Here is an 8,275-nt window from a genome sequence, read left to right as displayed (position 1 = left end):
GAGGTCCGCGTTCAGAAGATAAGGTTCCTGTGTTTCCGTAAGTATAGAGGAAGAAACCGGTTTGTTTTTCTTCTTCTTTTCCTAAGACAGATGTTCTGATATTGGCTAAAAGCGCGTTTTGTTTAGCCATATCCGTTAATCCACTATAGAAGAGAGCATTTGGCATGACTAAGTAACTGGCCGTTTGTGCTACAGGGACGATCACACTTGGACCAGAACCAGAATCCGTTTCAAGAATTTCTTTATGTAAGCGGAAATCCCAGAAATTTTCATTCTTTTCATCAAAGAGGCTTTGTGCAACATCGGCTGTACCGTGGCTTGACTCTGGTCCATAGGCCGTTAGCGTATATTTATAAGGCAAACGATTTCTTGTGGTATAGCCATTTACGAGTTTGAAAGAGTCTTCTTGTGCTTTTCCAGATACTTGAATGAGCGAGAGGCCACCTATATTTGAAGGATCAGCAGCATTGACTACACTACTTTCATCTCCTGAATCGCTTTTGATATAAACTGTTGTGGAGCCTGAGACATCACCGTGGATCAGAAGTCTATCGGTTTTTTGATCGGCACTTGCTACGCCATCACTCCAAGCAATGTTGAAGTAAATCTTTGCGTCACCAGAGGCGTTGTAGACTTCTTGCGTATCTGGTTTACCAGAACCTATATGCAATGTGTGATAATGATCTTCTACCAGTCCATCAAAAACAATAGAGCTGTTATCGAGATTAAGCGTAGAAATATCGGAACGAGATCTTTGAGCAATATCAAGCAGATTGCCATCATCATCTTTTTCTTTTGTACTGGTCTTTAGTGTCCATGTTGTCTTGTTTTTTAGATCAAAACGTACAGTTCTATTTTTAGCAATATTCGCTCTGCCCTCTAGAGTAGACTGATCAGCGCTTAAGGTGAAGGTGCCATTGGAGATCGCTTTAACCTCTTTATTGTTCCAATAATTGTCATTTTTCCAAGATTTTGGATCTTCGAAAAGACCATCTCCTAACAATACATCAGCATGGATTTCTGAATTTTTGAGATTTGCTGTACCGATTGATAAAGTTGGAATATCTTCCATGTTTGTGTTAGTAAAAGCTCCAACAAAAATTCCTGTGCCATTTTCAACGTGAATATCTGCATTGGTTAAATTGATTTCACTGCTTTTACGTTTTTGTGGATCATCTGGATAATCTAGATCAGGATTAGAGAGAGCTATAAATTGCAAACCAGCAACTCCTGCTATCATAGAAGTATTCACGACATCAATATGTCCGTTAAATGCCGCCCATAGTGCAACTTTTTTTGCTTCTATTTTATTTTTTATTGTATTCTCTGCTGCTCCAATATAACCATTCGTCATCTTAATTGTGCTATTATTTCCTGCAAAAAGACCAACATCAAAATTTTGAATGATTGTTTTACCATTTAATTCGATTGCACTATCAGTTTCTGCAACGTTTACACCAACGGTCATTGTTTTATTTTCACTACCAGTTATTGTTAAATCTCCGCTAATGATTTTACTTCCACCGTCTGCATAAAACCCTTCATCGACATTTTGAATGGTTGTTTTGCCCATTAACCTAACTTCACTACCAGAGTCCGATGTCCATATACCAGTGCGTTCGTTGTCGGAGCCTTCAAGTGCTTCACCACCGATTATCGATAAGTTTTCGCTAATGATTTTACCACCGTTAACTGCTCCAAGGCCGTCCAAAGTATTGTTAATTATTGTATCACCATGCAATTGAATTGTGCTGTCATTGCCACTTACAAATACACCGCTTCCTTTTCCCTCTGTTGTTAGAGCAACATCTGTGGCATCAATATGCCCACCGTTGATTGCGAATAACGCTGTTTTGTTCGCGGCTACGGATCCTCCCGTCATTATGATCTTAGATCCTGAACCGTCTGCAAGGAGTCCTTCGCCATTAGATGATATAATGTTAGCATTGTTTTTTAAGATAATCGTACTGCTGGCTTCGGCGCTTCCTCCTACATCATGTCCACTAAATGATCCTCCTGAGACCGTTATTGTTGAGTGATCATTTGCAACTATACTGGCGGCTGCTTGAGTCACTGTTACATCTTTTAAAGTGACGGTACTTTTATCTGCTTTTATTCCAAAGTTCAGTAACGCATCGTCTTTATTATTCGATATCTTCACACCTTCTAGCTTGTTTTCACCGCTGTTACTGTTTAAAAAGCCGGCACCAACTAGAGAAGTTTTAATGGTCCCTCCAGTCATGTTTATTGCGCCACCATCGTTTGTTGTAAGTCCAATTTCACTATTACTAATCGTTGTTCCTTCAAGCAATTCAACTACACTGCCTTCGCCATTAGAAAATACACCAGACGATATATCTTCGTCACCTAGAGATACATCTGTAACATTTAGAGACACATTTGTGACCGTAATATGTCCACCATTTTCAGCAACCAATGCATTACCTTTCCCCGTGACGGTTCCTCCCGTCATGCTGATGGTGGAGTTTGAACTATTTGCATAGAGTCCAATGTTATCAGATGATGTAATGTTTGCATTGTTGGTTAAAGTGATGGCGCTGCCGTTTTGAGCAGATATTGTTGTATTTTGTGCATGAAATGATCCTCCTGAGGCTGTTATTGTCGAGTGATCATCTGCAACTAAGGCATTGGTTGCTTGCATGACGGTTACATCTTTTAAAGTGACGGTACTTTTATCTGCTTTTATTCCAAAGTTCAGTAACGCATCGTCTTTACTATTCGATATCTTTACACCTTCTAGCTTGTTTTCGCTGTTGTTACTGTTTAAGAAGCCAGCACCAACTAGAGAAGTTTTAATGGCTCCTCCAGTCATCTTGATTGCACCATCGTTTAGTGCTTGAAGCCCGAGTGCACTATTACTAATAGTTGTATTTCCAAGTAATTCAATTACACTGCCTTCACCAACAGAAAATACACCAGACGATATATAGTCGTCACTTGGAGCCACATCTGTGACAGTTAGAGCTACATCTGCAACAATAATATGTCCACCATTTTCAGCAACCAATGCATTACCTTTCCCCGTGACAGTTCCTCCCGTCATTGTGATGGTGGATTTTGAACCTTCTGCATAGAGTCCAACATTATCAGATGATGTAATGTTTGCATCATTGGTTAAAGTGATAGTGCTGCCGCTTTTAGCAGATATTGTTGTATTTTGTGCATGAAATGATCCTCCCGAGATTGTTATTGTCGAATCATTCTCTGCAAATATACCGGCGGCTGCTTGAGTCACTGTTACATCTTTTAAAGTAACGGTACTTTTATCTGCTTTTATCCCAAAGTTCAGTGGCGTATCGTCTTTATCACTCGATATTGTCACATTTTCTAGTTTGTTTTCATGACTGTTACTGTTTAAGAAGCCAGCACCAGCTGCAGAAGCTGTAATGGTTCCTCCAATCATCTTGATTGCGCCATCATTTTGGAATGCAAGCCCGATTGCACTACCACTAATTGTGGTCTTTCCAAGCAATTCAATTACACTATTTGCGCCATTAGAAAATACACCAAATGACTTATCGCTATCATTTGTTTTTAGGGTAACATCTGTAACAGTAATATGACCACCATCTTCAGCAACCAAAGCACTCGCTTTTCCCGTGACGTTTCCTTCTATCATTGTGATGGAGGAGTTTGAATCTTTAGCATATAATCCAACATCATCAGATGATGTAATTTTTGCACCGTTTGTTAAAGTGATGGCGCTGCCGTTTTGAGCAGATATTGTTGCATTTTGTGCATGAAATGATCCTCCCGAGATTGTTATTGTCGAATCATGATCTGCAAATATACCGGCGGCTGCTTGAGTCACTGTTACATCTTTTAAAGTGACGGTACCTTTATCTGCTTTTATTCCAAAGTTCAGTGGCGCATCGTCTTTACCACTCGATATTGTCACATTTTCTAGTTTGTTTTCACGGCTGTTACTGTTTAAGAAGCCAGCACCAGCTGCAGAAGCTGTAATGGTTCCCCCAGTCATCTTGATTACACCACCGTTTTGTGCTTGAAGCCCGATTGCACTATCACTAATCGTTGTCTTTCCAAGTAATTCAATCATGCTACCAAGGTCATCAGAAGCTACACCAAGTCCATCACCATTTGTTTTTAGGGTGACATCTGTAACAGTAATATGGCCACCGTATGTTGTCGTTACTGCTTCCTCTTTCGCTGTAATGCTCCCTCCTGTCATTTCGATGATGGACTTTGAACCTTCCGCATAGAGTCCAGCATCGTTATATGATGTAATTTTTGCACCGCCAGTTAAAGTGATGTTGCCGCCGTTTTGAGCAAATATTGCTGCTTTTTCTGCATCAAATGATCCTCCTAAGACTTTTACTGTGGAATCATATGCATCTATGGCAGTTTGTGCTTGCGTCACTGTTACATTATTTAAAGTGACATTACTGTTAGTTGCCTTGATTCCATTGATTAGTGGCGCATCATCTTTCCCACTTGATGTCACTACATCTTTCAGTTCGTTTTCTTTGCTCTTGCTATCTAAAAAGAATGCACCAACTTTGGACGCTGTAATGCTTCCCCCAGTCATTGCGATTGCGCCACTTTCTTGTGTTTTTAACCCGATTGTCGCATCATTGATCTTTGTATCAGATAATTCAATCACACTGTTTTCACCTTGAGACAATGCGCCGAATCCACTCTCAATTTTAGTACCCTTATTATATGCAGGGTTATCCCCTTCTGTAGTAGGTGCACTTGTGGTATCTTCCTTAGCTGTTAGAGTACCACCCGTGATTTTAATATGACCACCGTCGTTTGTATACAATGCTGCGTCTTTTCCAGTTACGCTTCCCCCAGTCATTTTTATGGTGGTATTTTCATCATCGGCATGGAGTCCGTTACCATTAGATGAGGTAATGTTAGTACCGCCATCTACAGTAATGGTGGTGCCGCCCATAGCATATACGCCATCCATTTTACCTTCGAATGATCCTCCGGATACTATAACTTGAGAAACGACATCCGCAAGTATACCAGTTTCTGCTTGCTTAACTGTTACATTTTCTAAAGTGATAAAACTTTCGTTGTTTATTTCTATTCCAAGGAGTGATGATGCTTCATTTTTATTATCTGATATCACTACATTTTGTAGTATATTTCTACTATTCTTACTATCATCAATATAAACACCAGTTTGAGAAGCTGTAATGTTCCCCCCAGTCAGGTTGATGTTAGCGCCGTCTTTTACAGAAATACCAAAACGAACATCAGAATCAGTGCCTTGAATATTTAAGCCATTTAATTCAAGCGCACTGTTAGCACCTTCAACTGTTACAACATATTTATCGCTACCTGTGTCTGTATTTGTGTTTTTATTTCCAGTTACAGTTACAGTACTGCCGGTGATTTTTCCTTTGTCTTTTACATAAATAGTCTCGTACGTTTTTCCGGATATATCTTTTTCTTCGTTGGCAACGCCAAGAGTTTCAGCATGTGCAGTGAACTGGATGTTGAATAGTATGATAGCAGCCGCAGCTGTGCATGATAAAAGGGATGTTTTATACACTAGTATTCTCCTTATGAGAGCCCCCAAATATTCATTTCCCCGCAAACTTCATAAGAAGAAGTGAAAATGGATAGTTGTTATTAATTTCGATAATTGTCTTTATTTGGTAAGATATTTTTGGTTTTTTGTCAAAATTAAAAAACAAATGATATTAAATTTGTATTAATTTATATTTAACACACAATGTGTTTGTAATTATTTATATTATATAATTAAATTTGCTGTAAATCTATATTATAGAAATTATAAATATTATTATAATACTTACATAAGTTATATTATTTTTTATAAAGTAATAATAGTATTTTCTGTAATACTTCTGCATTTTTATAACTTGTCAAAGTAAGTGATGACGGTAATAATCAAACACTATTGCTAGCACTTTTGATTAGTTATACCTTATTTATCATAATATTCTAATATATTTGATCTTGATATCCAAAGGAGTTGGGTGCTCTAGTATAAGAATACATTCTTTCTCCTGTTGGGGATATTTTAATAGTATACGACTAAGTTTTTATAAGCTGTTGATGTATCGATGACATTTGAAAGAGCCAGAGCCCAAGCTTATAAATCTTAATCAATGAAGATGCTTCAAGTTGAAGGCTTGAAATCAACAGTGCTTTTATATCATCAAAGTGCACCTTCATTGAAGGATTATTGCTTTCGTTATTTCGAATTTTTGACATATTTTTGACAATAAAATCTAAAAAATTGCTTCTGAGGAATTTTTTAATATAATATGTAACGTTTTTATGGCGATAGGTTTATGAGATATAAAGTTGAATTGGTAATCACCGTGATTGCTTTTACTCTCTCTGGTTGTTTTAATCTTGATTCTGAAAAAATAAAAAGAGACAAGAGGCTTTATCATGATGCATTCATGGATTGGTCGATGAAAGAAAAGTCTCTTACAAAAAATTATACTGCTATCATTATGGCTGATCCGCAACCGTGGCGTTTAAACTCTGGTGATGCCAATGGAATATCAAACAGAGAGCCATGGTTAAAGATAAATGAGCAGGTTGCTGGTGTGATAAAAGCGCACAAAGCTGCATTCCATATTGTCAATGGTGATCTGACGGAGTTTGGACAACAAAAAAACTATGATGATTATGAAAATGTTTATAAAACTCTTGGAGCACCTGTCTATGAGGGGCTAGGGAATCACGATTATGCCAATAATGTTGGTAATTGTACAAATCCTCAAGAATTCAGCTTTTACAAAGATGCTTGTGCTATAAGTGCAGTTTCAAGAATGGTATCGGAAATCAAAAAATACCGTAGTCAATTATCGCATTTCAATGCAGATGTTACTGAAAGCTTGGTTCCCATTTCGGGTGGAAATATTCGCTCGATAAGGGGGAGTTTGAGTTATTCTTGGGATTATGGAGATGTTCACTATGTGCAGCTTCACAATTATCCAAGCTATACGGTTGGTTTGAAGGGGCAGTCTACAGAAGTGCAAATCAATAAATCTTTAGATTGGCTTAGGAACGATTTAGCTGCTGCTGATGCAAGAGGTAAAGTGACAATCATTAATTTTCATGATGCGCGTGCTGCTTCCATTGATGGTGAATCCTTTTTTATTCGTAAAAAGAATGCTAAAGATTTGTCGGTCTTTAAGTCAATTATTACCTCTCATAATGTTAAAGCAATCTTCGTGGGTCACACGCATTATCAGTCTTATTGCCGTGCGAAAAATGATAAGGTTTTTGGAAATATCCCTATCTATACAGCTGGTGCGCTTTTTAATGGAGATTATTACCTCATAGATGTGAAAGGCAAGACCATTCACGTTAAAGCCTATAATGGAGAAATAGGAAAACCGCTTTTAATTAAAGATCTTGGTGTTATAGGGAAAGACACCCAATTTTCGGCAAGTTGCAGTAAGTTATAATAGGATTTGTTTCTTTGTCTTAAAGCATGAGGGAAAAAACGTATTATATGTGCGGACTTGAAGAGCAGTAGGAGTGTCTAAATGTTATTTAGGAATAGAGTGAAAAATCAGACATATTTTTTTTCAAAGCTGCTAAGATTTCAGGTTATACGCTATAAGTGCAATGGTTTAATGTGAACTGAGCTTTAATACAAAGCAGAATAATGGTTTGTTATTCTATTTTTCTTTTTAGGCTTTCATCTTTGAAGAAAGGGGAGTTTGTCAAGGGTGTGTTCATAATTTGCTAGCACATGTTGTCCAGAATTATCAAGAAGGCTGTTTCTATTAGTTTGTTGCGGTATAATTATCAAGTTATGCCCTTTGTTAGAGTTTATAATATCTACTCATGGGCAACTCTTTTCTTTTTCATAAGAAAAGCTTTTTATTTTGATCAATTTTTTACTTATAATCTTCAAACAATTGATGTTTTGTGATGCTATATAATTTCTCTTGATTAACCGTATGAACTTTTAGTTGTATTACAATTTTATCTTCTTCTTTTATACGTAAGTAAATCGTTACAATAATATGATACAAATATTGGAGTCTGTTTATAGCTGTTATGGTCTCATGCAATTATCCTTAGATGACTCTCACGTGTTTTGGCAGTTTTATCTTTGCTTTGAGAGAGGTGTAAAAAGGGGATTTTAAGAAGTTCCAGTTTAGAAAGAGCTTTTTTGCCCGTGAAAAGCTCTCTGATGCTGCCAAGGCTGGTATGGAACAAGCGGGCGAAGATCTGGCTAATTCGATTGTCGATGGCTTTATGTCGTCTATCTCACAATTGATGGATT

2 protein-coding genes are annotated in these 8,275 nt (G+C 37.5%); one reads left to right on the top strand and one right to left on the bottom strand.

The genetic code is table 11. The features are described 5' to 3' along the window. On the bottom strand, window positions 1-5,545 hold a 5,545-nt coding region (locus ACFIMK_RS09360; RefSeq protein WP_375682853.1), incomplete at its 3' end, for a beta strand repeat-containing protein. Window positions 5,546-6,314: 769 nt separating this feature from the next. Here ACFIMK_RS09360 and ACFIMK_RS09355 point away from each other — a divergent pair. Further along, window positions 6,315-7,445 (top strand): metallophosphoesterase, encoded by a 1,131-nt coding sequence (locus ACFIMK_RS09355; protein ID WP_375632454.1) that lies wholly within the window; start codon window positions 6,315-6,317, stop codon window positions 7,443-7,445. Window positions 7,446-8,275: the final 830 nt, after the last annotated feature.

The organism is Bartonella sp. AP280QHHD (assembly GCF_042196125.1).
Lineage (GTDB): Bacteria > Pseudomonadota > Alphaproteobacteria > Rhizobiales > Rhizobiaceae > Bartonella.
This window is presented reverse-complemented; position numbering and strand designations above follow the sequence as displayed.

Bases quoted from the DNA above. Each gene is read 5' to 3' on its own strand.
- ACFIMK_RS09355 (WP_375632454.1), top strand. From the start codon at position 6,315: ATGAGATATAAAGTTGAATTGGTAATCACCGTGATTGCTTTTACTCTC.